We start from the raw sequence: 23,190 nt of genomic DNA, 5'->3' as shown, positions 1-23,190 counted from the left end.
GGGGCTGCCGGTCACGGTCGAACATCCACAGCGCAAGGCCCAGCGTCCACATGTTCTTGCAGCGCAGCGCTTCCTTGTTGCCAAGCCCGAACGGCTTGACCGCCTGCAAGGTCAGCGCGGAAATGTCGAAAGCGAGCAATTGCCATTTGTGCAGGCTGCCGTCTTCAAGCGGATTGACCTCGTATTTCGCCTTTTCGAGGTTGCGCTTGTTGAATTCGCCGCTGTCCGCGATGATCAGCCCGCCCGCCTTGAGCGCGCCGACATTGGTCTTCAGCGCAGCCGGGTTCATCGCGATCAGCACATCGGGCTGATCGCCCGCCGTATCGATTTCGGTCGAGCCGAAATTGATCTGGAACGCCGAAACGCCAAACAGCGTGCCCTGCGGCGCGCGAATTTCCGCCGGGAAGTCGGGGAACGTGGCCAGGTCGTTGCCCGCCAGCGCGGTCGACAGGGTGAATTGCCCCCCGGTCAACTGCATCCCGTCGCCCGAGTCTCCGGCAAACCGGACCACAACCGCTTCGGGAATCACAAAGGCGCCCGATTGCCGGGCACTCACGGTATTTTGCGCGGAACTCACGATAGTTTGAACCTCCAGCATTTGCCCATCCCTGCATCCGGTCTATTGCGGGCTGACAAAAATCGTTACGCGGCCCGGTGGCGCCATAATTCAATCGAGGCTGAAAAACAAACACTTGTTTTTGCCATTGGGTGTGTGCATATGCCTATACGTCAAATTCCAACGGGAGAGGTTTGATGGGAAGACTATCAGGCAAAGTCGCGATCATTACCGGCGCAGCCCAAGGCATGGGCGAAGCCCACTGCAAGGCATTCGTGAAAGAGGGTGCCAAAGTCATCCTGACCGACATCAATGCCGAAGGCGGTCAAAAGCTTGCTGACAGCCTGGGCGAAAATGCTCTGTTCATCCATCACGATGTCGCCAAGGAAGCAGACTGGATCAAGGTCCTCGCCGAAGGCGAAGCCCGCTTTGGCACTGTCAATGTCCTGGTCAACAACGCCGGCGTGCTGGGCAAGATTGCTCCGACGACCGAATTCAGCGAAGCCGACTATCGCTGGGTGACCGATATCAACCAGATCGGCGTGTTCCTTGGAATGAAGACGGTCCTGCCCTCTCTGATCAAGTCAGGCGGCGGGTCGATCGTCAACATTTCTTCGGTCGCCGGCATCGTCGCAATCTATGGCGCGCCGAATCTGGCCTATGTCGGCACCAAATTCGCCGTCCGCGGCATGACCAAGCAGATCGCGGTCGAATATGGCGACAAGAACGTACGCTGTAACTCCATCCATCCCGGTTACATCCGAACCCCGATGATGGCGGCCGCGACTGATGAAGACGGCGGCGATGCGCTTTCCATGATTCCGCTTCGCAGATTGGCTGATCCGTCGGAAGTCTCCAATCTCGCGGTTTTCCTGGCCTCGGACGAATCCGCGTTCATTTCCGGGACCGAACACGTGATTGACGGCGGCATGACTGCGCTTTGATGGCGCCGGAATGATCGCAGGCAAAGTCAATGATCGCATGCAGAAACCCGGATCACCTGCGTGGTCCGGGTTTTTTGCTGCACGGCAATCGCATCGTGCCGATCGGGCAGCATATCCGCAAATGCTTGCCAAGGCGTACGCGATGGTTGACGTTGCAGCTTGACTATCGCCATCGATTCCGACAAAAACAAATGATTGTTTGCCGTATGGCGAATAGGAGAGGATTCGCAATCATGAATGACGTGTCATCCAGCACGCCGGTCGATCCAGAGACCACCCCGGAGGCGCTCGTCGAACGTTTCGGACGTGATCTCATCAACGATTTCGACCTCGACGATCCGAACTTCAACGAACGGTTCGACGAAACGCTCAATTTCATGGTCCGCAAATGCCCGGTAGTCCATTCGAAGGTTGGCAGGGGCTATTACCTGATCAACACTCAGGACGATGTCCGCGCCGCCGCGCAAAATTGGCAGACTTTCAGTAGCGCAAAGGGCTATATGCCCAACCGGCCGGACGGCCTGCCCTATCTGATGCCGGAAGAAAGCGATCCGCCGATGCATACCCGGTGGCGGCGCGTGCTGAACCCACACCTCAGTCCCAAAGTCTGCGCGGGGCTCGATCACCCCGTCCGCAACGACGTCAACGCGCTGATCGATACGTTCATCGACCGTGGCGAATGCGAATTCATTACCGAATTCGGTGCATTGCTACCCGGATGGGCGTTCTTCAAGAACGTGCTTGGCGTGCCGGTCGATGACCTTGCCATGCTGGTCAACGGCGTCGAGGAAGGAACGTTCGCTGCGGACCTCGATGAACGTGCGAGACACTTTGCCGAAGTGTTCGGGTATCTGGAAAAGCACTTGAAATGGCGCACGACCCAGCCGCCGCGCGGTGACCTGATCGATACAATTCTGGCCGGTGTCACGTATGACGACGGCACCGAAGCGCCGTGGGAACACAAAGTCAGCATTCTGGTCGATCTCACCTTTGGCGGCATCGCCACTACAACTTTTGTAATGGGATCGGCGATCCATCACCTTGCCACTCACCCCGAACAACGCCAGTTGCTGATCGACGATCCCTCACTGATCGAAAACGCCGTCGAGGAATATGCGCGTTTCTTCCCTCCGGTCGTCGCGCTTGGCCGCACCGCGACCAAGGATGTCGAAGTGTCGGGCACCAAGATTGCGGAGGGCGAATTCGTCATGTTGGCGTATGCTTGCGCATCACGCGATCCGCGGCACATGGAAGAACCGGAAAAGATCGACGTGCGCCGTCAAGGCATTCCGCATTCGACTTTCGGCGTCGGGCCTCACCGCTGCATCGGGTCCAATCTGGCACGTGTCGAATTGCGGGCCACCCTCGAAGAATGGCTCAAGCGCATTCCCGATTTCCGGCTCAAGGAAGGGACCAAGCCGACCTACATCACCGGCTATCTGCGTTCCATGCGCACGCTCCAACTGGAGTGGTAAAATGAGCCGCCTCACACCAAAATTCGCCGATTACCAGCATCGCTATCGCAACATCGCGCTGCAACGGGACGATCAGGGTGTACTGCTCGTGCGGCTTCACACCAACGGCGGCCATTTCGTCTGGAGCGAGGAAAGCCACGAGGAACTGGGTTATCTGTTTGCCGACATTGGCCCGGACCGGGGCAATCGCGTCATCGTGCTGACGGCAACCGGTGACGTCTGGTGCGAAGAAATCGACTTCGCCAGCTTCAAGCTCAACAATCCGGCGGAATGGGATCATACCTTTTACGACGGACGCAAGTTGCTGAACAATCTGCTGGACATCGAAGTGCCGATCATTTGCGCTATCAATGGCCCGGCCCGGTTCCATCCTGAAATTCCAGTGCTTTCTGACATCGTCATCGCGTCGGATACGACGGTGTTCCAGGACGCGCCCCACTTTGTCGGCGGGATAGTCCCCGGCGATGGCGCGCACGTGGTGTGGACCCACCTGCTCGGACCCAACCGCGGGCGCTATTTTCTGCTGATGGGGCAAGAGATTCCGGCCGCACAGGCTCTGCACTATGGCGTGGTCAGCGAAGTTCTGACCAAGGACAAGGTGCTCGACCGGGCCCTGGAAATTGCCGCATTGTTTGCCGGCAAGACCGATCTTGCCTTGCGCTATGCCCGCGTGACGCTGACCCAGCGCCTCAAGCGATTGATGGACGAAGGTCTTGCCCAAGGGCTGGCGCTCGAATCACTGGCGGCAATCGACTTGATGGCCAGGCTCAAAGGCTGACAATCCGGGAGTGGATAGCATGAAAGTTCATATCGACGAGATCAAATGCACCGGCCACGGACGTTGCGCCAAGTATGCGCCCAATGTCTTTACGTTGAACGATGAAGATGGGTATAACGCCGATCGTGGCAAGACGATCGACGTCCCGGCTGACGAAGAAGCCAATGCCCGGCTTGGTGTCAAAAGCTGCCCCGAACGCGCGATCACGATCATCGATTAAGCAGCACATCATCACGCACCGACCCCACCTGGCAGTGCCGGGTGGGATATTTTACGGCGGATCGGAGAGAACCCATGACACGCCCTTTGTTTGTTGCCATGACCAACAGCGTCTCGCCCGACCACGACGAAGAATTCAACCACTGGTACAATGAAGTTCACGGCAATGACCTTCTATCCCTGCCGACGATGCGCTCTATGGTGCGCTATCGCGCGCTGCAACAGATCACGCCGGGCGGACAGGAACCATTCCACAAATACTTGGCGATCTATGAACTCGACGATCCCAAGGCGGCGTTCGACGCGCTGATCGAACGGCGGTCGACCTTCACCATGACCGATACTATCGCCGATCCGTTGCTGATCAGCTACGTTCCGATCTTTTCCAAGACCGTGCGTTAAGGCTTGCCGTGGCCGACCTTCGCAACATCGCCAGCTATCCCGTCGTCATCGAGGAAAAGGTGCGCCTGAGCGATACCGACCGACAGGGGCATGTCAACAACGTCAGCTTTTCATTTTTTCTGGAAGCGGGGCGGGCTGCCATTGTTCTCGCCGACGAAACCCTGCTCGAGCCCGACTGCTTTTTCGTCATTGTAACGACTTCGATCGATTTTCTGGGCGAGCTGAACTATCCCGGTGTGATCACGGTCGCCAACGGGATCGAACGTATCGGATCAAGCTCGTTGACCGTGCGGCAGGCGCTGTTTCAGCACGGCAAATGCGCCTCGCTGTCAGTCAGCACGATGGCTCAGGTCAATATCCTGCAAAAGCGCGCGCAGCCATTGTCAGATCGATGCCGTGCCTATTTCGCCGAACGCATGCTGACAGACGTATCCTGAGCGCCCGACCGGCATCATGGCCACAAGTGCTCGTCGGGAACGATCAGAACCGCGACCTGAACATGGCCATGCATGCGGTCGATATGGCCCTCCCCGGTGCGATCTTCGGCCAGGCAGACGTCGCCGGGCCAGAACACTTCTGTCTGGCCCGTGCCACCACCGGTTTCCAATTCCAGCCCACCGGTCATGACAATGACGAAATTGTTCACAATTTCCGGGTGCCAGTCGATGAACGTGTCAGCTGCCATGCCGATAAACCGGAGGCCGGTCAGCGGGGTGATCGGGCTCCACTGGCCCTTGGCCGTAAACAGTGCATCGAACGCACGAAAATAGGACCGTTCGTCGGTTCCTTTGACCATCCGCTTGAAATTGGGCACGCCACCCGGGCGGGCCTCCCCTTGCCTCGGCTGTAGCGGACGCGTCCGCTCGCCCGGCCAATCCGCGTCGACCAGCACCTGCAGTAACCGGCAATCACCTGGGATCCGCATCGGCGGGAAGCCATCGCGCGCACCATCGGCCAGCAACACGTCACCTGGCCTGAGTATGTGATCGGCCGCAATTTCAACGCAACCGTCGAGCACGAAAGTCAATACTGCGCCGGGACAATCGAACAAGTCGGGGGTGGTCCGGGCATCGCAATACAGAGTTCGCATGCCGCGCGACGGCGCGAACGGCTCGGCCAGTGCAGGCCCCTCGACGGCGCGCTTGCGAAACGGTTCCGGGTCAATCCATCCGGCCGCCTGTGGAATGCGCAATTCCAGCGGTTCAATGACGACGCCAGACTGGGGGCAAGACGACAGCCGCAAGCTTTGCACGTATTATCTCCAGACCAGGCCTAACGGTTGTCCCGGTTATACTGCGGCGCTCGCTTTTCCAGCGCAGCATTGACGCCTTCGCGTAAGTCGGCACTGTAGGTCATCGCCGCCACGCCCCAGAAACTGGCGTTCATCGATCCTTGCAGGTCCATGTGCCAGCTCTGTCGCAATTGCTGCTTGGTTGCCTCGATCGCCAGGCGTGGCCGCTCGGCAATCCGGGCGGCCAATGCCACTGCTTCGCCAATCAATTGGTCGGGCTCGACGATGCTGTTGACCAGCCCCACCGCAAGCGCGCGCTCCGCATCAAACAAATCGCCGGTCAGCGCCATCTCTGCCGCGATTCCGCTGCCGACCAGGCGGGGCAGGAAATACGTCCCGCCATTGCCGGGATTAAGGCCCAGTTTGATATAAGTCTCACCCAGTTTTGCCGCTGTCGATGCGATGCGGATATCGCAGGCCAGCGCCAGATCGAGCCCGCCCGCCGTTGCCCCACCGTTGATTGCGGCGATCACCGGCAAACGACTGGACACCAGCCGCTGCGTTACCGGGAACAGCACACGCGCGTTGTACGGCTCTTGCAAACGCGCATGGTCGTTTTCAAGATAGCGCTTGAATTCCACCAGATCGGCACCGGCGCAAAACTGTTTGCCCGCGCCGGTAATCACCAGCACTCTGACCGAAAAATCGTCATCCAGTGCATTCAGCGCGTGGATCAGGTCGGCGGCAAGTTCCGGGACGACTCCATTGCCCCGGTCCGGCCGATTGAGAGTCAGCAGCGCCACGCCGTCGGCAGGACGTTCAAGGATGATTGTTTCGTATGCCATGAGCGATCTTATACCCGTTCGAGGACCGTGGCGATGGCCAGCGCATAGGAACCATCAAGCCAGCCACCACCATTGACGGCAAGGCCAAGGCGCGCGTTATCCACCTGCCGCGCCCCTGCCTCGCCGCACAGTTGTGTAACGATTTCATAGATCTGCGCGCAGCCGGTCGCGCCGAGCGGATGACCCCGGCTGAGCAGGCCGCCACTCGTGTTGACCGGAAAGCGCCCACCGATCGCCGTTTCGCCCGCACGGATCAGGTGGTATCCCTGCCCCTCTGCGCACAGTCCGATCTCATGATATTGCATCAGTTCGGCGGGTGCCGCAGCATCGTGCAATTCAAAGATATTACAATCGATTGCGCCAATGCCTGCAATCTCGAAGGCCTGTCGCGCGGCGGCTTCAACCGGATGACCATGGGCACCGGAGGCATTGCACGAGGCAAGCACGCGCACAATGGGTACGCCCAATGCGCGTGCCTTGGCCATCGAACAGACGATCACGGCCGCAGCGCCATCGGTGACCGGCGAACACATCGGCAGCGTCAGTGGCGGGACGATTTCCCGCGCTTCAAGCACATCGTCGATAGTCTGCGGCGCGCGCAGATAAGCATAAGGATTGAACACGGCATGTGACCGGTTCTTGACCGCCACGGCGGCAAAATCGATCACCGACGCGCCATACTTATCAAGGTAGTTTTGCGCCACGCCGGCATAGAAATCCATCAGGATTGAATTGGCGCTCAATGTGCCGGGTTCGACCTCCCCGATTTCCTCGATGTCGGTCGATCCTCGCAATGCGTTGAAAGCGCGCGTCTTGTCGACATGGTGCATCTGTTCGGCACCGAGCGCCAGAACGCAATCCGCTGCACCACTTGCAACCGATTCCACCGCAAGCAGAAAGGCCGATCCCCCCGATGCGCACGCATTTTCAAAATTGTACATCGGCACATCGGCAAGTGGATGATGCCGAAACACCACTTGCGCCTTGATCATGTCCTGCTGGATCACCGTACCAGCGATGGCATTGCCGAAATAGACCCGATCGATATCGGAATATTCCAGCCCTGATGTTTCAAAAGCACCTTTGATCGCATCAAGTGAAAGTCTGCGAATGCCGCTGCCAATGAATTTGCCGAACGGCGTCATTCCGACACCGACAATTGCGACTTCTCTCATGAATTTGGACCCTTTGCACCGGAGCCACCGCCGATACGGCTTGCATGACCGACCCAATACTTTTCGCGGATTTCCCGGCGCAGGATTTTCCCGTAGCCGCTCACCGGCAGTTCTTCGACGAAATCCACAGCCTTGGGCTTTTTGTAGCCGGCCATGTGCTCACCGCAGAAATCGATGATCTCCTTTGCAGTCAGCGTTTCCCCAGACTTCGCCACCACTACCGCGTGAACCGCCTCGCCCCAGTAATCGTCCGGAATACCGAACACGACGCAATTGGCGACTTTGGGATGGAGGATGATGGCTTCTTCGACTTCGCGCGGATAGACGTTGTTGCCCCCCGAAATGACCATGTCCTTGGCGCGATCGAGTAGAAACAGGAACCCGCGATCGTCGAAATAGCCAACATCACCGGTGTGGAGCCAGCCGCCGCGCAATGCCTCGGCAGTCGCTTCGGGATTTCGCCAGTATCCGGGCATCACCACGTCGCCGCGCACCACGACTTCACCGGTCTGGCCCGGCGGCAGGGGATTGTCCCGGGCATCGACGCAATGCGCTTCGACATCGGTCCGCACGCGTCCTGCCGATCCGATCCGCGGATCGCCGGCGGCCAGCAATTCGCGATGGAGATTGGCGCTCATCCCCGTAATCGTGATCGGGGATTCACCCTGGCCGTAAAGTTGGACGAAAATCGGTCCGAAGGTTTCGATCGCCTGGCGCAGCTGATCGACATAGATCGGCGCACCGCCATAGCATATCGCCTGGAGGCTGGAGATATCGTGCTGGCCCGGCCGATAGTCCTCGAGCAATTTGACGATCTGGGTCGGCGCCATGAAAGCGATGTGCGAAACACGCAACCGCGCGACCGTTTCCAGCAGGCTGTCAATATCGAAGCTGGCGGTCTCCGTAATGGCGTTGACCCCGCCCCGCGCGATCGTCGGCAGCGCGATGATCCCGCTGCCATGTGACAGCGGAGCGCAATGCAGCACGACCTCGCCAGGCTGGATATTGTGCAGATCCGCCAAGTAGTTCATGATTACGCACCGGACCATGCGGTGGTTCCACATCGCGCCTTTCGGCTTGCCGGTTGTACCGGACGTATAGAACAGCCAGCAAAGATCCTCGGACTTTGCATCGGCTGCCTGCGCGAGCCCATGTTCGCCGTCGACCAGCGCCTGGAACAGGCCAGCACCATCAGCGGGCTGCAGGCAATAGCGTGCGACGTCTGCAAACAGGGTTGCGTTGGCAACGATCCCGGCCTGGTATTCCGGCCCGTGGACAAGAACCTTTGCCCCGCTGTTTCCCACGATATATGCGATTTCGCGGGCATGCAGGCGGGAATTGACCGGAACGACGACAAGTCCGGCGGCGAAGCAGCCATAGATCAATTCCAGGATGCGCGGCGAATTGGCGAGGCAGAACGCGACCCGGTCCCCCGGTTGACAGCCTGACGCCAAGAGGTTTCCGCCAATCGCCAGCGCGCGATCCCTGAATTCCCTGTAGGTGACCGTTTCCCCGCCTTGCACCAGCGCCGGAGAATCCGGGAATTGGCGGGCGGATTTCTCAAGGAACGCGAACGTGTTCATCGCTGTTGTTACCCGCCTGTGCGTTTGAAGCGTGCGCATGGGCGCTTTTCGATCTGCTCCGCGCTGACAGGCACGAATTCGACCCGGTCATCGCAGGCATAGCCAGACCAGTCTTCCGGCCCGGACGGCAGCAGTCGCACGGCCAGTTGAACGCCTTCGTCCAGCTTTACGACGCCGATCGCATAAGGCAGATCTTCCTCATGGCCTTCGGGCGCGCCCTGGCGCAGCACGCAAAAGCTGTGGAGCGTCCCGGCGCCCGCCGATTGTACCCAGCCGAGATTTTCCGACTGGCAATGGGGGCAGGCATAGCGCGGCCACATGTTTGGCTTGCCGCAATCGTTGCAATGCTGGATCAACAGTTTGCCAGAGGCAAGCCCGTCGCGAAATTCGGTGACGATAGCAGGAGTCTTCATGGTTCAAGCCCCCAGTTTGGTGCGTTCGAGCAACAGGATCTGAGCATCCATATAGCTGCCGCCCGAACCGCCGATGATGGCGCGCTGGCAACCTTCGACCTGACGCATCGCAGGTGCGCGGTGGAGCAACTGGCGAATTCCCTCGACCAGCAGAGCCGTACCGCCGCCAACACCGGTATGTCCCGCCGACAACAGTCCGCCATTGGTGTTGATCGGCAATTTGCCGCCCGGATCGCCATTGCCTTGCGCAAACCAGCGGGCACCTTCGCCTTTTGCGGCAATGCCGATACCTTCGAGCGCGATTGTCGTTACTGCGGCATAGCTGTCATAGATCTCGGCGATATCGGCATCACCCGGCCCCCAGCCCGATTGGTTCCACGCGCGCTCTGCCGCCAGCGGCCAGCCCAGCACCGCCTGATCGGCTTCCTGACTGAGGCAATAGTGGCTGACGCAACCGCCCGAACCAGCGACACGCACCGCATTGGTAATTCCGCGCTTTTTGGCATTGGCCGTATTGGTCATGACAAACGCGCAAGCCCCGTCGGCCATTGGCGGGCATTCATAACTGTGCAGCGGGTCGGCAACCATGCGTGACGCCAAGATCTGCTCCACAGTCAACGGCTTGGTATAGAACATCGCGTTTTCGTTGCGGTTGGCCCAATTGCGCAAGGTCACGCAAACCGACGCCATTTCTTCAGGCGTGCTGCCTGAAGCGTGCATGTACCGACGCGTGATCATCGCACCGATGGCATTGAACTGAATGCCGGTCGGCAGTTCCCATTCACCCGGGATGCCGTTTTTCGACAACATCGTGATCATTTCGCTGAGATCGGCCGAGCCCCAGCGTTCGCATTGCAGGACCAGCACGTTCTGCGCGTGCCCGGTCGCGATCAGGCCATGCGCGGCACGCACGGCATTATCGCTGGTCGAACCGCCGGAATGGACCATATAGCTCGATTTGCACGAGCCATGGATGCCCAGTTCTTCAACCATGCGCGAAAACACCAGATCCGCCTGGTCGGCCGCGCCGTGCAGGTTGGGTATCAGCAGGATCGTGTCGATGTCGCGCGGCGCCATTCCGGCATCCTTGAGCGCAAGCAGGGCGACTTTGGTCAGACCCTGGATAAAACCCCGATCTGGAAACTTGCCCGTCGGGATTTCGCCGACCCCTATGAATACGGGATCGTTCGGTGCGCCAGGCGCAACGTGGAGCGTCCACTCCTGTGCCATCATCAACTCTCCTTTTGGCGGCGCTTGGCCAGCATCGTCTGGAGGAAGGTCATCACTTCCTCACCGGTTTGATTGCGAACCGAATATGTTACGCCCAGCGTCCCGTACTTTGGTCCGCTGGGATCGTGGACATCGACGCGTGCCACGACGTGAAGCGTATCGCCGGGAAACACCGGCCGGGTCGCCTTGAGCCCCGTGATTTCGACGAGAGCGACAATCGCGTCGCCATAGAACCCGCTGAGACCAACCAGCCCGACCGCAAGCGAAAACGTCAGCGGCCCATGCGCGATACGCTGACCGAACCGGTTGCCCGCCATGAACGCCGCATCCGTGTGCAACTGGTAATGGTCACCCGTCAGGCCTGCATACGTCGTGATATCCCCGATATCGACGGTCCGCCCCCGGGTAGTCATGGTGTCCCCGAGTTCGAAATCCTCGAACCATTTCACTTGAGGATCGACAAACGTCCTGCCCAACGCACCCTCCCCGGACAGCCACCCAGGCTGATCAATTTGTTAAAACAATCATTTGTTTTTTAATAAGGCGCAGTTCGCGCGAGTCAAGCCGCTTATTCGATCGATCAGTCGATTACGATGCCGCGCAACAGCGTATCAGCCATGACAGCGCCGACTTGCGCCGCAGACAACTTGCCGGTCGGCGAAAACCACTCCGGCGTCCAGTTGAGTGCGCCCAGAATTGTCAGGACGGCGATGCGCAAGTTCAGGTCGGGCCGAATCCTTCCGGCCGCGACCCCTTCCTGCAAAGTCCGCACATAAAGCGTTTCGTAATCTTCCCGTCCCTGGACCGCGCGCGGCAGGTTCTCCTCCCCCAGAAAGCGCCATTGGTGAAAAACCACCTGCGATCGCTCGGGATTGTCGGCCACGACCTCGACATGCGCCACGATCATCAGACGTAGGCGCTCCACCGGATCGGGCTGGGATGTCATCAACGGTTCTACTGCCGCCGTGAAACAAGCGATGCCATCCGACACGATGGCCAGCAGCAGCGCCTCCTTGCTCTGGATATGCGCATAGAGACTGCCGGGCAAAAGCCCTACGGCATTGGCAATGTCTCGCATCGACGTGCCGGTAAAACCCTGCTTGCCGAACAAGTGCATCGCCACATTGGTGATGGCTGTGCGCGGCTTCCCATCCAGATCCACCTTCGGTCCAAGCGCCATAATCCAGCTCACTCCCGGCAATACGCTACGCGCAGATCAAAGACCAATCGACTTGGCGATGATACTGCGCAAGATTTCATTGGTTCCCCCACCGACCATGCCGTGCTTGGCCTCGCGGAAGTAGCGCTCCATATGATATTCGGGAAGCTGTGCATACCCACCCAAGGCCTGCATGCCATTCGTGGCGATGTCAAATGCGGTCTGCGATGCAATCAGCTTGGCCTGCGCGACCAGGCCGGATGCCTCTTCGCCGCGCGCCAGCGCGCAAGCCGCCGCATAGACCAGATAAGTGGCCGCAGACAACCGCGCACGATCTTCGGCAATGCGGTGCTTGAGCACCTGGAACTGTACGAGCTTTTTGCCGAATGCCTCGCGCTCGCTGAGGTACTTGATGGTATCCTCGTGGGCAGTACGCGCATTCCCGATCTGCGACGCCGCGATCGAAAGGCGCTCCAGACTGAGGTGTTCGCCGATATATTTCCAGCCCTGCCCGACTTCACCCAGCAGGGCGTCTCGGGGCAGACGCAGATCGTCCATGAACAGGGAGGTCGTACCCAGACTGCGCCGCACAAGAGTATCCATCTTCTGGATTTCCAGCCCCGGCGTGTCGTTCGGAATCAGCAGGACACTGAAATCGTACCGCGCGCTGCCGGTGCGCAACATCATGGCAATGCACGTACCGGGATGGTGTGCGCCCGAACACCAGACCTTGTTGCCCTTGACCACCCATTCATCGCCATCCAGTCGTGCGGTCGACTTTGCCCCTGCCGCATCGGAACCGGACTGGGGCTCGCTTATCGAGATCGAGAACTTGGCTTCGCCCGCCAGAAACGGCTCCAGATAGCGTTTGCGCTGCTCTGCCGTGCCGTGCCGCGCCACATTGGTGGCGGTAAACATCGAAGTCATGATGCATGCTGCGGTATCGAGACTGAACTTCCCGATCGCCTCGCAAAAGATCGCGAACATGACCGGATCCTTGTCCATGCCGAGGCCGCCCTGATCCTCGGGAATGAGCAGTCCAAGCCAGCCTTCCTTGGCCATCTTGCGATAAAGCTCTTCGGGAAATTCCCGCGCCAGATCGTGCTTGAGCGTCAGATCCCGCCCGAACTCGCGGTCCATAAAGTCATTGACGACATCGCGCCACATGCGCTGTTCTTCGGTGAAGCTGTAATCCATGCTCTCGTCAACCTCTTACCCAGGCTCCCCACTGCGGCAGCTTGCATATAAACAAATGTTTGTTAGTATGATTTCCAATAGAGGTCAACGGAGAAAAACGACCGTGGAAACGCCGGCGAAACGTCGCACCGAGCTGGAACAGCAATTTTCCCAATGGGGTGACCGCACCATTCCCCGGTGGTTTGACGATGCGACGGCGCGCTATCGTGACAGACCGGCAATACTATCCGATTCTGCAGCTCTGACATATGGACAATTGCAGCAGCGCAGCATCGCGGCAGCCAACGGCCTGATTGCATTGGGCCTGAAAACAGCTGACCATGTTGCGCTGGTCATGGCCAATTACCCCGAGTTTCTGATTGCCAAGCTGGCGATTGCCCGCGCTGGATGCGTCGCTGTCCCGATCAATTATCAACTGCGCAAAAATGAACTCGAATATATTGTTGCCCAATCGGATTCCCGCGCCCTGATCGGCATGGCATCGTTTCGCGGTCGCGACTTCCGCCCGGATTTTTCGGCGCTGCGCGATGCAATCCCTGGCTTGCGCCATGTCATCATGCGTGACGACGACCAGCAACCGCCCAACGGTTTTCCAAGCTTTACCGCTCTTGCGACATTGCAGACCCCGGCAAGCGCGCAAGAGGCAGAGCGGCGGAAAGCCGCCGCTTCATGCAACGACTGGTCCGACATCGTCTACACCTCGGGCACGACCGGCAGGCCCAAAGGCGCCATCCTGACCCATGACATGGTCCTGCGATCGGGCTGGTCCTCGGCCCTGACCCGCGCGTTCGAAGACGGCCGACGGGTCCAGTTTGCGCTGCCGATGTATCACGTCTTCGGCTACGTTGAATGCTGGGTGGCAACGGTATTTGCTGGCGGCGCGGTCATCCCGCACACCCAGTTCGATGCCGACGAGATGCTCGGCGCCGCCGACCGCCATGGGGCGACCGACATGATCTGCGTACCGGTGATGACCCATGACCTGATCGCGGCCGCACGTCGACGCGGATATGCCCCGCGGACCCTGAATGCCTATTTCAACAGCGGCGGCGTCAATGTTCCCACCGTCTGGGATGAAATCCGCGATGCGCTTGGCGCGCGCGAGATCCACACCGCCTATGGCATGACCGAAACGACGGCATCGACGATGTGTACGCGCGCCGACGATGGCGACCAGTCATTGCGTTTGACGAATGGCCGCTTCAAATTGGCCGGCATTGCCGGTGATCCGACCATTTGCGGCCGGATTGCACAGTATCGGGTGGTCGACCCTGAAACCGGTGCGCCTCTGCCGCTTGAGACCGATGGCGAATTGCAGGTGCGCGGCCCGGTGGTCACCTGCGGCTATTATGCAAAGCCGGAGGAAACCGCCGCCGCAATTACCGATGACGGCTGGTTCCGCACCGGCGATATCGGCCGCCTGCTCGAAGGCGGTTATCTGCGCCTGACCGGGCGGATCAAGGAGACCTATCGCTGCGGTGGCGAAATGGTCATGCCGCGCGAAATCGAGGAACTGCTTTCGGGATTTCCCGGCGTGGCCGAAGTGCTGGCCGTCGGCGTGCCCGACGAACGCATGGGCGAAGTCGGGTGCCTGTGCATCGTCGCAGCCACCGGTTGCCAACCCGATCTCGCGGCCATGCTGAAACTTTGCACCGAACGTCTGGCCCGGTTCAAGGTTCCGCGCCATGCGCTGCTGTTCGCGGCGCAGGACATTCCGCTGACCCCGACTGGCCGTCCGCAAAAGTTCCTGCTGACCAAACTCGCCACAGAGCGGCTGCGGTCAACGGATTGCGCAACTGCCCAACCCGTGGCCCCCTCGATCCCCACGTGAATGGATCACCGGGTGCACAATGTGCACCCCCAAGCGCCTAGTCCGGCTTGCCGATCACGCCATCGGCAATCAGCGTGTCGTAATCGCCCTGTGCGAGCGCAAGTTCGTCGCACAACACCGAATGGGCATCCTGACCCAGCTCTGGCGGCGCCTTTCCCGGCCGCGCGGGCGTGCGGCTCATGTGCTGCAACGGGTTGGCGATCAACCGCATCGCATCACCGAATTTCCAGATCAGATTGCGCGCCGCACTTTGCGGGTCGGCCATCGCCTCTGCAATATCGTGAATGGGACTGAGCGAGACTTTTTCGCGCGCATATGCAGCCTCCCATTCCTCGGTCGAGGCGGTGGCAAAGCGTGCGGCCATGATTTCGGCCAATGCCGACCGGTTTGCGACCCGCCGCGCATTATCGACAAAACGCGGATCTTCGAGCAGTTCGGGCAAATTCATCGCCGCGCACATCCTGCGAAACTGCTCATCGGTCGCGACGGCCAGCGTTACCCATCCGGTCGTTGTGCGGAACGGCTGCGCCGGTGCGAAATTGCGATTGATCCCGCCCAGCCGGCTCTGGATATGGTCATTGTCAAGATAATCCTGCCCGGCATCGACCAGCATCATCACGCCGACGTCGAACAAGGATATGTCGATCTGCTGCCCTTTGCCGCTCAATGCACGTTCGTGCAATGCGGCCAGAACGCCGATCGTCCCGACCATGCCCGACATGACATCGACAATCGGTAGACCGGCGCGCGCCGGCGGCCGGTCCGGTTCGCCGCACAGCGTCATGATCCCGGTCATGCCCTGGATGATCGTATCATAGCCCGGTTGTGCCGCACGCGGCCCGGTCTGGCCAAATCCCGTTACCGACAGATAGATCAGGCCTGGATTTTCCTGACTCAACCGCTCGTAATCGAGTCCAAAGCGCGCCAGGTCGCCGACCTTGAAATTTTCGAGCATGACGTCCGAACGCCTGGCCAGACGACGGACGATGTCTTGACCGCGCGGGTCCTTCAAATTGATCGCAATGCTGCGCTTTCCGCGGTTTACCGCGCGGAAATAGTGCGTTCCCCAGGTCCGGGTATCATCGCCGGTCATCGCCTCGACCTTGATGACATCGGCCCCCAGGTCGCTCAGCATCTGCGCCGCATAGGGCGCTGCAAGCACCCGCGAAATGTCAAGGACCCTGATGTCCGATAGCGGCTGTGAAGACATCGGATACAAACCCTCTCACGTTTCTTGTCAAAATTGGATTTTATAAATTTTGCGAGCGTTCCCGGCAAAAAATGCGCGCTGTTCACCGACCGAATGGCCCGCAAGCAGGATTTTCATCGCGTTGACCAAGTTGACCAGCGGAAAGGCGACTTTATCGACCGGAAAATTGCTGCCGAACAAACACCGCTCGGGCCCGAATTCGGCAAAGCAATGGTCGACCCACGGCCTGAACGCATCGGCGAGTTCCTTGGACGAAAACGGCCGCGCGCGCCCTTGAGCCTTGACGATGCCGATGCGCGAAATGGCAAAGCCACCGATTTTGATCACGACGTTCGGACACGTCGCGACATCGTCGATACCGTGCATCCAGTCGGCAAAGACCTTCACCGGCTTGTCAGCATAGGCACCCACGCCAATCGGGCCGCCGATATGGTTGAGGATGATCGGCAGGTCCGGAAAGGCCCGCGCCAGATCCGCGACTTCGCCCAACTGGGTGTGAAACGCATAGACGTCGAGAACATGCCCGCGGTCGTGCAAGCGGGCAACGCCGCACCGAAAATCCGCTCGTGCCAAAAGTCCGGCAGGCGCCCCGGTCTCGCCATATCCGGCAATCGGGTCCGGGTCATACGTTGCGCGTGCCCGTACGCCGCGAAATCGCCCGCGCCCGGCCAGTTCGAGCGCGTCAAGCACCGGATCGACCGCATCCCCGAGCGTGAGATCGGCCCAGCCGACGATGGCCTGTGCCACGGCGACGCCATCACCTGCTTGGTCTGCCTGCGCGCTGGCAAACTCGACTTCGCCCACCGGCTCCATCGCGACGGGGCCGCCATCGCGATAGGCCATCGTGCAATCAACATAGACCGAGGCGACAATTCCGGCAGCCCTCGCATCGCGCTCATAGTCCGCGACGAAATAGGCCGGATCCGAAAAATCCCACAAGTGAATATGCGAATCGACGATTTCGATCGCGGGTTCGATGGGCGCTTCGGTGCCAAGCGCAAGCCATGCTTCATCGACCGGGTGAACGTGGGGCTTCTTGCGCTGTGACATCGTGTGTTTATCCGTTCAGGCCAACAGGCCGCCATCGACAGGGATGGTCTGTCCGGTGACCATCGATGCGCCTTCGCCGGCAAGAAAGGCGATGACCCAGCCGATCTCTTCCGGCTCGGCAAAGCGCCCAAGCGGGACTTTTTCGGCGGCGGCAGCCTCTTTCACGGGATCGTTGGTCAGGCGCGCAACCATCGGTGTCCGGACATAGCCGGGCGCGACGGCGTTGACCCGGATGCCCTTTGCGGCCCACTCGACCGCCAGCGCACGCGTCAGATTGACCACACCGCCCTTTGATGCGCGGTACGACGGATTGGCGTTGCCGCGCCCGGTGATCCCCGCGCTGAGTCCGCCTACCGACGCCACATTGACGATCGCCCCGCCAACTTCGCGCGCAATCATCGAGCGGGCCGACAGCCGTGAAGTGAGGAACAGTCCAGTCAGATTGACATCCAGCACGCGCTGCCAGGTTTCGAGATCGTAATCGACGCTCGCGCCCGACACGTTCATTGCCGCCGAATTGACCAGAATGTCGATTCCGCCGCAAACCTCGACGATCTGCGCGAACACCGTCTCGATGGCACGATGGTCGGACAGATCGAGTTCGAACGACAGCGCAGCACCGGCAAAGTCCGCGCATTCCCCGACCGCCACCGCCAATCCTGCGGCATCGCGATCGAGAAACACCACGCGGGCACCCAGAGTGCAAAGCAGTTGCGCGGCAGCGCGACCGATCCCGCTCGCAGCGCCTGTCACCACCGCGATCTTCCCGCCGAGCGACAGGCGCGCTTCCAATGTCCCGGCAACGGTCATGCAGGTTCATTCAGCTTGGTGGCAGGCACACCGTCGAACAGAAATCCGCGCCAGTTATCGGCCTGGATTTCCTTGCAGAGTTCCTTGAATTCGGGAATCCCGCCGGCATAGAACAGCACTTCGCGCTTCTGCGCGCCCTCGACGTTTTTATTCACGCCCGTGAACCAGGAATTGGTTTTGCCGATCAAGCCTTTGGCCAGCAATTCTTCGCACAACCGGTTCCATTCGTCCTGCGCCTCAGGGTCCGCCTCAATGGTGGTAATGCCCTTGTCGAGAACATTCTGCATGAGCCCGGTATTCCAGTCGATCGCGACTGCCGAACAGCGGGGAATGTTGCAAAACACCGTGCCGTTCTGCGGCCCGACAAGCGTGAAGAAGTTGGGAAAGCCATCGATCATCAAGCCAAGGTACGTGCTGACGCCTTCTTCGCGCCACACTTCATTGAGCGAGCGACCGTCCTTGCCATAGATCTCGATCCGGCTCAGGGAGCCGCGGATCGCATAGAAGCCGGTCGCGTAGACGATCACGTCCACTTCGGTCAGCACGCCATCGCTGGTGCGTATGCCGGTCGGCTCGATCCGTTCGATGGGCGTCTCGCGCAAATCGATCAGGTGCACATTGTCCTGATTGTAACATTCATAGTACTTGGTTTCCATCGGCACGCGGCGGGTGCCGTAGCCGTGGTCACGCGGCGTCAATTTCTCGGCCGTGACCGGATCTTTGACGCGTTCGCGGATCTTGCGCCGGACAAAATCAGTCACCAAGGCATTGGCTTCGGGATTTTCAAGATAATCCTTGTAGTTCCCGAGCCAAAGACGAAACCCGGGGCCTTTGTAGAGCTCTTCCCAGGTCGCTTCGCGCTCTTCGGCCGGAACATCAAGCGTGTGCTTGTCGATCCATTTGTGCGGAAAGCCTGACAGCGTCGTATCGCAGAATTCATTCAGCGCCTTGTAGTTACGCTTGATTTCATCCATTTCTTCCTGGCTGAGCGGAGCGTTGCCAAGCGGATTGCACCAGTTTGGGCTGCGTTGGAAAACATAAAGGTCCTTGGCCACTTTGGCCATTTCCTGAATGACCTGCACGCCCGAGGCGCCGGTCCCGATGACGGCCACCCGATGGCCGGTGAAATCAAGGTCGGCACCGCGATTGCTGTTGGGATCGCGCGGCCAGCGGCCAGTATGATACCACGGCCCTTCGAACGTATAGACGCCCGGAACATTGGGCATTTGCGGTGCCGACAGCGGGCCCATTGCGGAAAACAGAAAGCGTGCGGTGATCGGGACCGAGCCGCCCTCTTCAAGCTGGATCACCCAGAATTTGTTGACATCGTCCCACCGCGCATGGCGCACGCGCTGGTTGAATATGTAATCCTTGCGGACGTCCATCAGATCGGCTGCGGTCTGCAAATAGGACAGCACTTCGGGCTGCCCGGCAAAGCGCTCGGTCCAGTTGAACTTTTGCAGCAGTTCGGGCGACCAGAAATAGCTGTAGGTATGGCTTTCCGAATCGACCCGGCAGCCCGGATAACGGTTCCAGAACCATGCACCGCCGACATCCGGCGCGGCCTCGATACCCTTGACCGAATAACCCTGCTCGCGCAGCTTGTACAACTGATACATGCCGGTAATTCCGGCGCCAATGACCACTGCGTCAAAATCTGGCTGCTTGCCCATCAACATCTCCTCAAATCCCAGTCGTACGTGGATGCCTTGCGGCTCGACGAATTTCCCCCGTAGTCAGGATCATGTCTTGCCCTGACGCTTGAACCGATCATTCGAATGTGCGCTGGAATCGCACCGGAGCGACGGCGTTGCGCGCAAGCGCATGACCGTCTCCCGGCATGGAACTGATGATTGCCATGGATCTGCCGATCAATCCGCGCCTTCACTCTCACACATCTAAAACAACTGTTTGTTTTTTGAACGATCGATCATGTCGGTGAATTTGTCAAGCGCAGATTGGCATTTTTGCGGCAGCGCCCGGCGGATTGGCTATCTGTCCCGGCACGGCGTTGCCAGTTCCGAAATGCTCCCCGGTTCAACATCTTGCAAGATCGAGCCGGTTACCATGAAACGCCAGGCGACGCTTTCCGATCTCCGCTCAGCATGGCTCAATAGGTCTCCATATGCAATCGGCCTTCGGCACGCATTGCGACCTCGATCGCAGGCCAATCCAGCCCCGCCGCCGCGCAGATCGCGGCAAATGCGTCAAACACGCCAGCCTCCATCGAAACCAGTCCGCACAAATAGACATAGGCGTTTGGCGAGGCGAGATGCCGGGCAATCCGGTCGCGCCGTTCAGCCAGCGCGTCCTGGACATATCGGCGCGCCTTCCCCGGATCGCGCGACAAAGCCAACTCAAGGCCGATGTCACCACGTTCGGCGGCCAGCGCCAGTTCGTCATGATAGGCAAGGTCGCGCACTGTCCTGGCACCATAGACAAGCATCAGTCGATCCGCCGTGGCCCACCCGGATCGCATCCACCACTCGATCATCCCCCGCATCGGCGCGATCCCGGTTCCGGTACAGATGAACAGGAACTGCGCCTGCGGATCTTCCGGCAACAGAAAGGAAGCGCCATACGGCCCAGTCAGGCGCACCGGATCACCCGGCCGCAGGTCGCACACATGATTTGAACATACGCCTGGATAGACCTGCCCGTCGATAACGGACACCACGCGCTTGATCGTGAACGCAACGTGGTGTTGCTGCCCGGCCTCCCCGCAACGCGCGCTAGCCACGGAATAGAGGCGCGCCTCGTGCGGGCGCCCCTGGTCGTCGGTCCCCGGCGGCAATATCCCAACCGACTGGCCTTCAGCGACGATCATTCCGCTATCGGTCAGATCGATCACCACATGATGGATTTCGGACGTGCCGCCGGGCGTCAGCATCACATTGGCGACAACCCGCGCCTGTGCCGGCGCAGAATCACGAAACTTGCCGACTTGCGGTCGCTGCGCCGTCGCTGGCGCACAGGCACCCGCACAAGGCACTGCGGGATCCTGGGGCGACACCGCGTCGTCGCCGAAATCCTGCTGCGGCGGCAATTCGAACCACATCGCCTGTTCCTCCGTGGCGTAGACGGCACCGGACTCAACCACCCGCCATGACTGGATAGCCCCGGTATCGCACGCACCAATGCAGGCCCCGGCCCCGTCACAGAGGTCAAAATCGATTGCGAGAGTGCCGTCGATCTTGGTTATTGCCTTGTTCGTGCACACGAAGCGGCAACTGTCGCAACGCACACAGCTTAGCGGATCAATCAGATGCTGGCGAACGAATGGCATCGGGTTTGCTCCGGAAATTGTCGGGATTGGTCATCATTGCGCATCGCAAACGTGAGCAGACTTTGATCCTGATCAATGCCCGCCCGCTGGAGCTCAATAAAAAACAAACATTCGTTATTCAAGATGTCGCCGTGTCAGGGACCACCCCCGGGGGGCGCCAGGCGCGCGACCCGGTCGGATGCATGACGCCTGCGACGCGGGCAAGGCCAAATGGGAGACAGAAAAATGAACGACGCCAATCCAACAATGGAAGAATTGAAATTGCGCTTTGGCCGAGACATTTTCAACGATTTTGATTACGATGACCCTCGATTTAACACCCAATTTAATGAAGTTCTCTCCGAACATCTGGCGCATTGCCCTGTTGCGCGCAGCAATGTCGGCAACGGTTATTGGTGGGTCAGTCGCAACGAAGATGTTCGTCGCCTGGCACAGGACTGGGAGACCTTTTCGAGCGCCGGGGGCTATATGCCCAATCGCCCCGAAGGATTGCCCTTTCTTTATCCCGAAGAATCCGATCCTCCGCGCCACACCGCCTGGCGCAGCAGGCTGAATCCGCACCTCAGTCCGATGACCGTGGCCGATTACGAAGCCACGATCGCCCAGGATTGTCATGATCTGATCGACCGTTTCATCGCCAACGGAAGCTGCGAATTCATATCCGAATTCGGCGAAATCCTGCCCGGCTGGGCCTTTTTCAAAAACATCCTCGGCGTTCCGGTCGAAGACCTCGCGATGTTGGTCGACGGAGTCGAAATGGGCACCTTTGCCCCTGCCGAAGAGCGACCCGGTCATATGGGCAGGGTTTTTGCCTACCTCGAAAACTATCTCAAACAACGGTCCACCATGCCCCCGCGCGGCGACATGGTCGACACCATCCTGGCAGGCGTCAAATACGAAGACGGACAGGAAGCGCCGTGGGAACATAAAGTCAGCGTGCTGGTGGATATCACCTTCGGCGGCATCGCTACGACCACTTATGTCATGGCCTCGGCCTTGGCGCATCTGGCCGAACATCCCGAGGACCGGGCATTTCTGGCTGCCAATCCCGATGCTGTCGCCAATGCTGTGGAAGAATTCGCCCGCGCCTTCCCCCCCATCGTCGGGATCGGGCGCACGTGCACCCGCGATGTCGCGGTCGCCGGAACGAACATGAAGCAGGGCGATTTCGTGATGCTGGCCTATTCGGCCAGTTCGCGCGATCCCAAGGCAGTCGAAAACCCCGAGACGGTCGATATTCACCGTCAGACCGTACCGCACAATACCTTTGGCGCGGGCCCGCACCGCTGTATCGGCTCCAATCTGGCGCGCTTGGAACTGCGCATCGTCCTTCAGGAGTGGCTCAAGCGAATTCCCGATTTTGCCATCAAACCGGGAACCGCACCAACCTATGTCACCGGCTTTCTGCGCTCCATGCGGACGCTCGATCTGGTCTGGTGATCTGCGCGAAGGAGCAAGAAAATGCGTATCACGGTCGACGAACGCAACTGCTGCGGCCACGCCCGGTGCTGGGTCATGGCCAAGGAATTCTACAAGCTTGATAGCAATGGTTACAATGCCTTGCGCGGCCAGACCGTGGAAGTTCCGCGCGACATGGAAAAAGCGGCGCGGCTTGGTGCCAAAGCCTGTCCCGATCGGGTGATCACGATCATCGAGGAGTGAACGAACAATCCCGACCCTTGCGCCACGCCATGGGAGAAGCTGTCCGGCTATGGCGCGCGGGCGGGACGCGACATACTTGACGATCAGGAACGATCATCACGGCATCCCCGTGGCGCCCTGAACATGCGCACTGT

General features: G+C 59.7%; 24 protein-coding genes. 9 read left to right on the top strand and 15 right to left on the bottom strand.

All coding sequences use genetic code 11. The features are described from left to right. A partial coding sequence (locus AQZ50_RS19480) for a 2-oxoacid:acceptor oxidoreductase family protein (RefSeq protein ID WP_369801446.1) occupies window positions 1-598 on the bottom strand: 598 nt, incomplete at its 3' end. A 155-nt stretch (window positions 599-753) separates the two neighbouring features. Between AQZ50_RS19480 and AQZ50_RS19475 the strand changes: the two genes are divergently transcribed. The 6 genes from AQZ50_RS19475 to AQZ50_RS19450 all read left to right on the top strand — a co-directional run bounded on the left by AQZ50_RS19475 (window position 754) and on the right by AQZ50_RS19450 (window position 4,811). Next, on the top strand, window positions 754-1,500 hold the full coding sequence (locus tag AQZ50_RS19475; protein WP_067749239.1) for an SDR family NAD(P)-dependent oxidoreductase: 747 nt from the start codon (window positions 754-756) through the stop codon (window positions 1,498-1,500). 233 nt (window positions 1,501-1,733) lie between these two features. Beyond that, window positions 1,734-2,975: a cytochrome P450 gene (locus AQZ50_RS19470; protein ID WP_067749236.1), complete on the top strand. Its 1,242-nt coding sequence runs from the start codon at window positions 1,734-1,736 to the stop codon at window positions 2,973-2,975. Between the two features lies 1 nt (window position 2,976). After that, window positions 2,977-3,753, top strand: coding sequence for an enoyl-CoA hydratase/isomerase family protein (locus tag AQZ50_RS19465; RefSeq protein WP_067749234.1), 777 nt, complete (start codon window positions 2,977-2,979; stop codon window positions 3,751-3,753). 19 nt (window positions 3,754-3,772) lie between these two features. After that, window positions 3,773-3,973, top strand: a complete 201-nt coding sequence (locus tag AQZ50_RS19460; RefSeq protein WP_067749231.1) for a ferredoxin — start codon at window positions 3,773-3,775, stop codon at window positions 3,971-3,973. A 74-nt stretch (window positions 3,974-4,047) separates the two neighbouring features. Then, the gene (locus AQZ50_RS19455) at window positions 4,048-4,374 is read left to right on the top strand and encodes a DUF4286 family protein (protein ID WP_067749223.1); all 327 of its coding nucleotides are present in this window, start codon (window positions 4,048-4,050) and stop codon (window positions 4,372-4,374) included. 8 nt (window positions 4,375-4,382) lie between these two features. Beyond that, entirely contained in the window at window positions 4,383-4,811 is a 429-nt protein-coding gene (locus AQZ50_RS19450) for an acyl-CoA thioesterase (protein WP_067749220.1), read from the top strand. 14 nt (window positions 4,812-4,825) lie between these two features. On the opposite strand, the gene AQZ50_RS19445 is transcribed toward AQZ50_RS19450, so the two are convergent. From AQZ50_RS19445 to AQZ50_RS19405, 9 genes are all read right to left on the bottom strand, one after another. Then, complete coding sequence (locus AQZ50_RS19445) at window positions 4,826-5,626, bottom strand: hypothetical protein (RefSeq protein ID WP_156427459.1); 801 nt, start codon at window positions 5,624-5,626, stop codon at window positions 4,826-4,828. Between the two features lie 20 nt (window positions 5,627-5,646). After that, window positions 5,647-6,450, bottom strand: coding sequence for an enoyl-CoA hydratase/isomerase family protein (locus AQZ50_RS19440; RefSeq protein ID WP_067749213.1), 804 nt, complete (start codon window positions 6,448-6,450; stop codon window positions 5,647-5,649). Between the two features lie 8 nt (window positions 6,451-6,458). Next, window positions 6,459-7,625 carry a thiolase family protein gene (locus AQZ50_RS19435; RefSeq protein WP_067749210.1) on the bottom strand — a complete coding sequence of 389 codons (1,167 nt, stop codon included), beginning with the start codon at window positions 7,623-7,625 and terminating at the stop codon, window positions 6,459-6,461. Next, the gene (locus AQZ50_RS19430; protein WP_067749207.1) at window positions 7,622-9,208 is read right to left on the bottom strand and encodes an acyl-CoA synthetase; all 1,587 of its coding nucleotides are present in this window, start codon (window positions 9,206-9,208) and stop codon (window positions 7,622-7,624) included. Before AQZ50_RS19430 ends, AQZ50_RS19435 begins: the two co-directional genes overlap by 4 nt. A gap of 8 nt (window positions 9,209-9,216) precedes the next feature. After that, window positions 9,217-9,621: a Zn-ribbon domain-containing OB-fold protein gene (locus AQZ50_RS19425; RefSeq protein WP_067749205.1), complete on the bottom strand. Its 405-nt coding sequence runs from the start codon at window positions 9,619-9,621 to the stop codon at window positions 9,217-9,219. A gap of 3 nt (window positions 9,622-9,624) precedes the next feature. Further along, window positions 9,625-10,851, bottom strand: coding sequence for a thiolase family protein (locus AQZ50_RS19420; RefSeq protein WP_067749203.1), 1,227 nt, complete (start codon window positions 10,849-10,851; stop codon window positions 9,625-9,627). Window positions 10,852-10,853: 2 nt separating this feature from the next. Further along, the gene (locus tag AQZ50_RS19415; protein ID WP_082703823.1) at window positions 10,854-11,264 is read right to left on the bottom strand and encodes a MaoC/PaaZ C-terminal domain-containing protein; all 411 of its coding nucleotides are present in this window, start codon (window positions 11,262-11,264) and stop codon (window positions 10,854-10,856) included. Between the two features lie 167 nt (window positions 11,265-11,431). Beyond that, on the bottom strand, window positions 11,432-12,031 hold the full coding sequence (locus AQZ50_RS19410; protein ID WP_067749197.1) for a TetR/AcrR family transcriptional regulator: 600 nt from the start codon (window positions 12,029-12,031) through the stop codon (window positions 11,432-11,434). Between the two features lie 36 nt (window positions 12,032-12,067). Continuing rightward, window positions 12,068-13,207 (bottom strand): acyl-CoA dehydrogenase family protein, encoded by a 1,140-nt coding sequence (locus AQZ50_RS19405; RefSeq protein ID WP_067749194.1) that lies wholly within the window; start codon window positions 13,205-13,207, stop codon window positions 12,068-12,070. Between the two features lie 103 nt (window positions 13,208-13,310). On the opposite strand from AQZ50_RS19405, the gene AQZ50_RS19400 reads away from it, so the two are divergent. Beyond that, complete coding sequence (locus tag AQZ50_RS19400; protein ID WP_067749191.1) at window positions 13,311-15,038, top strand: class I adenylate-forming enzyme family protein; 1,728 nt, start codon at window positions 13,311-13,313, stop codon at window positions 15,036-15,038. 37 nt (window positions 15,039-15,075) lie between these two features. On the opposite strand, the gene AQZ50_RS19395 is transcribed toward AQZ50_RS19400, so the two are convergent. From AQZ50_RS19395 to AQZ50_RS20835, 5 genes are all read right to left on the bottom strand, one after another. Next, window positions 15,076-16,248 (bottom strand): CaiB/BaiF CoA transferase family protein, encoded by a 1,173-nt coding sequence (locus AQZ50_RS19395; protein ID WP_067749269.1) that lies wholly within the window; start codon window positions 16,246-16,248, stop codon window positions 15,076-15,078. Window positions 16,249-16,275: 27 nt separating this feature from the next. Beyond that, window positions 16,276-17,298 carry an amidohydrolase family protein gene (locus AQZ50_RS19390; RefSeq protein WP_067749188.1) on the bottom strand — a complete coding sequence of 341 codons (1,023 nt, stop codon included), beginning with the start codon at window positions 17,296-17,298 and terminating at the stop codon, window positions 16,276-16,278. A 15-nt stretch (window positions 17,299-17,313) separates the two neighbouring features. Further along, entirely contained in the window at window positions 17,314-18,108 is a 795-nt protein-coding gene (locus AQZ50_RS19385) for an SDR family NAD(P)-dependent oxidoreductase (RefSeq protein ID WP_082703819.1), read from the bottom strand. Further along, window positions 18,105-19,781 carry a flavin-containing monooxygenase gene (locus AQZ50_RS19380; RefSeq protein WP_067749263.1) on the bottom strand — a complete coding sequence of 559 codons (1,677 nt, stop codon included), beginning with the start codon at window positions 19,779-19,781 and terminating at the stop codon, window positions 18,105-18,107. Before AQZ50_RS19380 ends, AQZ50_RS19385 begins: the two co-directional genes overlap by 4 nt. 437 nt (window positions 19,782-20,218) lie before the next feature. Beyond that, window positions 20,219-20,959, bottom strand: coding sequence for a ferredoxin reductase domain-containing protein (locus AQZ50_RS20835; protein ID WP_197412567.1), 741 nt, complete (start codon window positions 20,957-20,959; stop codon window positions 20,219-20,221). Window positions 20,960-21,619: 660 nt separating this feature from the next. On the opposite strand from AQZ50_RS20835, the gene AQZ50_RS19370 reads away from it, so the two are divergent. Beyond that, complete coding sequence (locus AQZ50_RS19370; RefSeq protein ID WP_067749183.1) at window positions 21,620-22,834, top strand: cytochrome P450; 1,215 nt, start codon at window positions 21,620-21,622, stop codon at window positions 22,832-22,834. Between the two features lie 21 nt (window positions 22,835-22,855). Next, on the top strand, window positions 22,856-23,056 hold the full coding sequence (locus AQZ50_RS19365) for a ferredoxin (RefSeq protein ID WP_067749181.1): 201 nt from the start codon (window positions 22,856-22,858) through the stop codon (window positions 23,054-23,056). Window positions 23,057-23,190: the final 134 nt, after the last annotated feature.

The sequence above is a fragment of the Novosphingobium sp. Fuku2-ISO-50 genome (assembly GCF_001519055.1).
Lineage (GTDB): Bacteria > Pseudomonadota > Alphaproteobacteria > Sphingomonadales > Sphingomonadaceae > Novosphingobium.
Note: the sequence above shows the minus strand (reverse complement) of the source record. Positions and strands in the feature narration are given on the sequence as shown.

Bases quoted from the DNA above. Each gene is read 5' to 3' on its own strand.
- AQZ50_RS19475 (WP_067749239.1), top strand. From the start codon at position 754: ATGGGAAGACTATCAGGCAAAGTCGCGATCATTACCGGCGCAGCCCAA.
- AQZ50_RS19470 (WP_067749236.1), top strand. From the start codon at position 1,734: ATGAATGACGTGTCATCCAGCACGCCGGTCGATCCAGAGACCACCCCG.
- AQZ50_RS19465 (WP_067749234.1), top strand. From the start codon at position 2,977: ATGAGCCGCCTCACACCAAAATTCGCCGATTACCAGCATCGCTATCGC.
- AQZ50_RS19460 (WP_067749231.1), top strand. From the start codon at position 3,773: ATGAAAGTTCATATCGACGAGATCAAATGCACCGGCCACGGACGTTGC.
- AQZ50_RS19455 (WP_067749223.1), top strand. From the start codon at position 4,048: ATGACACGCCCTTTGTTTGTTGCCATGACCAACAGCGTCTCGCCCGAC.
- AQZ50_RS19440 (WP_067749213.1), bottom strand. From the start codon at position 6,450: ATGGCATACGAAACAATCATCCTTGAACGTCCTGCCGACGGCGTGGCG.
- AQZ50_RS19435 (WP_067749210.1), bottom strand. From the start codon at position 7,625: ATGAGAGAAGTCGCAATTGTCGGTGTCGGAATGACGCCGTTCGGCAAA.
- AQZ50_RS19430 (WP_067749207.1), bottom strand. From the start codon at position 9,208: ATGAACACGTTCGCGTTCCTTGAGAAATCCGCCCGCCAATTCCCGGAT.
- AQZ50_RS19425 (WP_067749205.1), bottom strand. From the start codon at position 9,621: ATGAAGACTCCTGCTATCGTCACCGAATTTCGCGACGGGCTTGCCTCT.
- AQZ50_RS19420 (WP_067749203.1), bottom strand. From the start codon at position 10,851: ATGGCACAGGAGTGGACGCTCCACGTTGCGCCTGGCGCACCGAACGAT.
- AQZ50_RS19415 (WP_082703823.1), bottom strand. From the start codon at position 11,264: ATGACTACCCGGGGGCGGACCGTCGATATCGGGGATATCACGACGTAT.
- AQZ50_RS19410 (WP_067749197.1), bottom strand. From the start codon at position 12,031: ATGGCGCTTGGACCGAAGGTGGATCTGGATGGGAAGCCGCGCACAGCC.
- AQZ50_RS19405 (WP_067749194.1), bottom strand. From the start codon at position 13,207: ATGGATTACAGCTTCACCGAAGAACAGCGCATGTGGCGCGATGTCGTC.
- AQZ50_RS19395 (WP_067749269.1), bottom strand. From the start codon at position 16,248: ATGTCTTCACAGCCGCTATCGGACATCAGGGTCCTTGACATTTCGCGG.
- AQZ50_RS19390 (WP_067749188.1), bottom strand. From the start codon at position 17,298: ATGTCACAGCGCAAGAAGCCCCACGTTCACCCGGTCGATGAAGCATGG.
- AQZ50_RS19385 (WP_082703819.1), bottom strand. From the start codon at position 18,108: ATGACCGTTGCCGGGACATTGGAAGCGCGCCTGTCGCTCGGCGGGAAG.
- AQZ50_RS19380 (WP_067749263.1), bottom strand. From the start codon at position 19,781: ATGGGCAAGCAGCCAGATTTTGACGCAGTGGTCATTGGCGCCGGAATT.
- AQZ50_RS19370 (WP_067749183.1), top strand. From the start codon at position 21,620: ATGAACGACGCCAATCCAACAATGGAAGAATTGAAATTGCGCTTTGGC.
- AQZ50_RS19365 (WP_067749181.1), top strand. From the start codon at position 22,856: ATGCGTATCACGGTCGACGAACGCAACTGCTGCGGCCACGCCCGGTGC.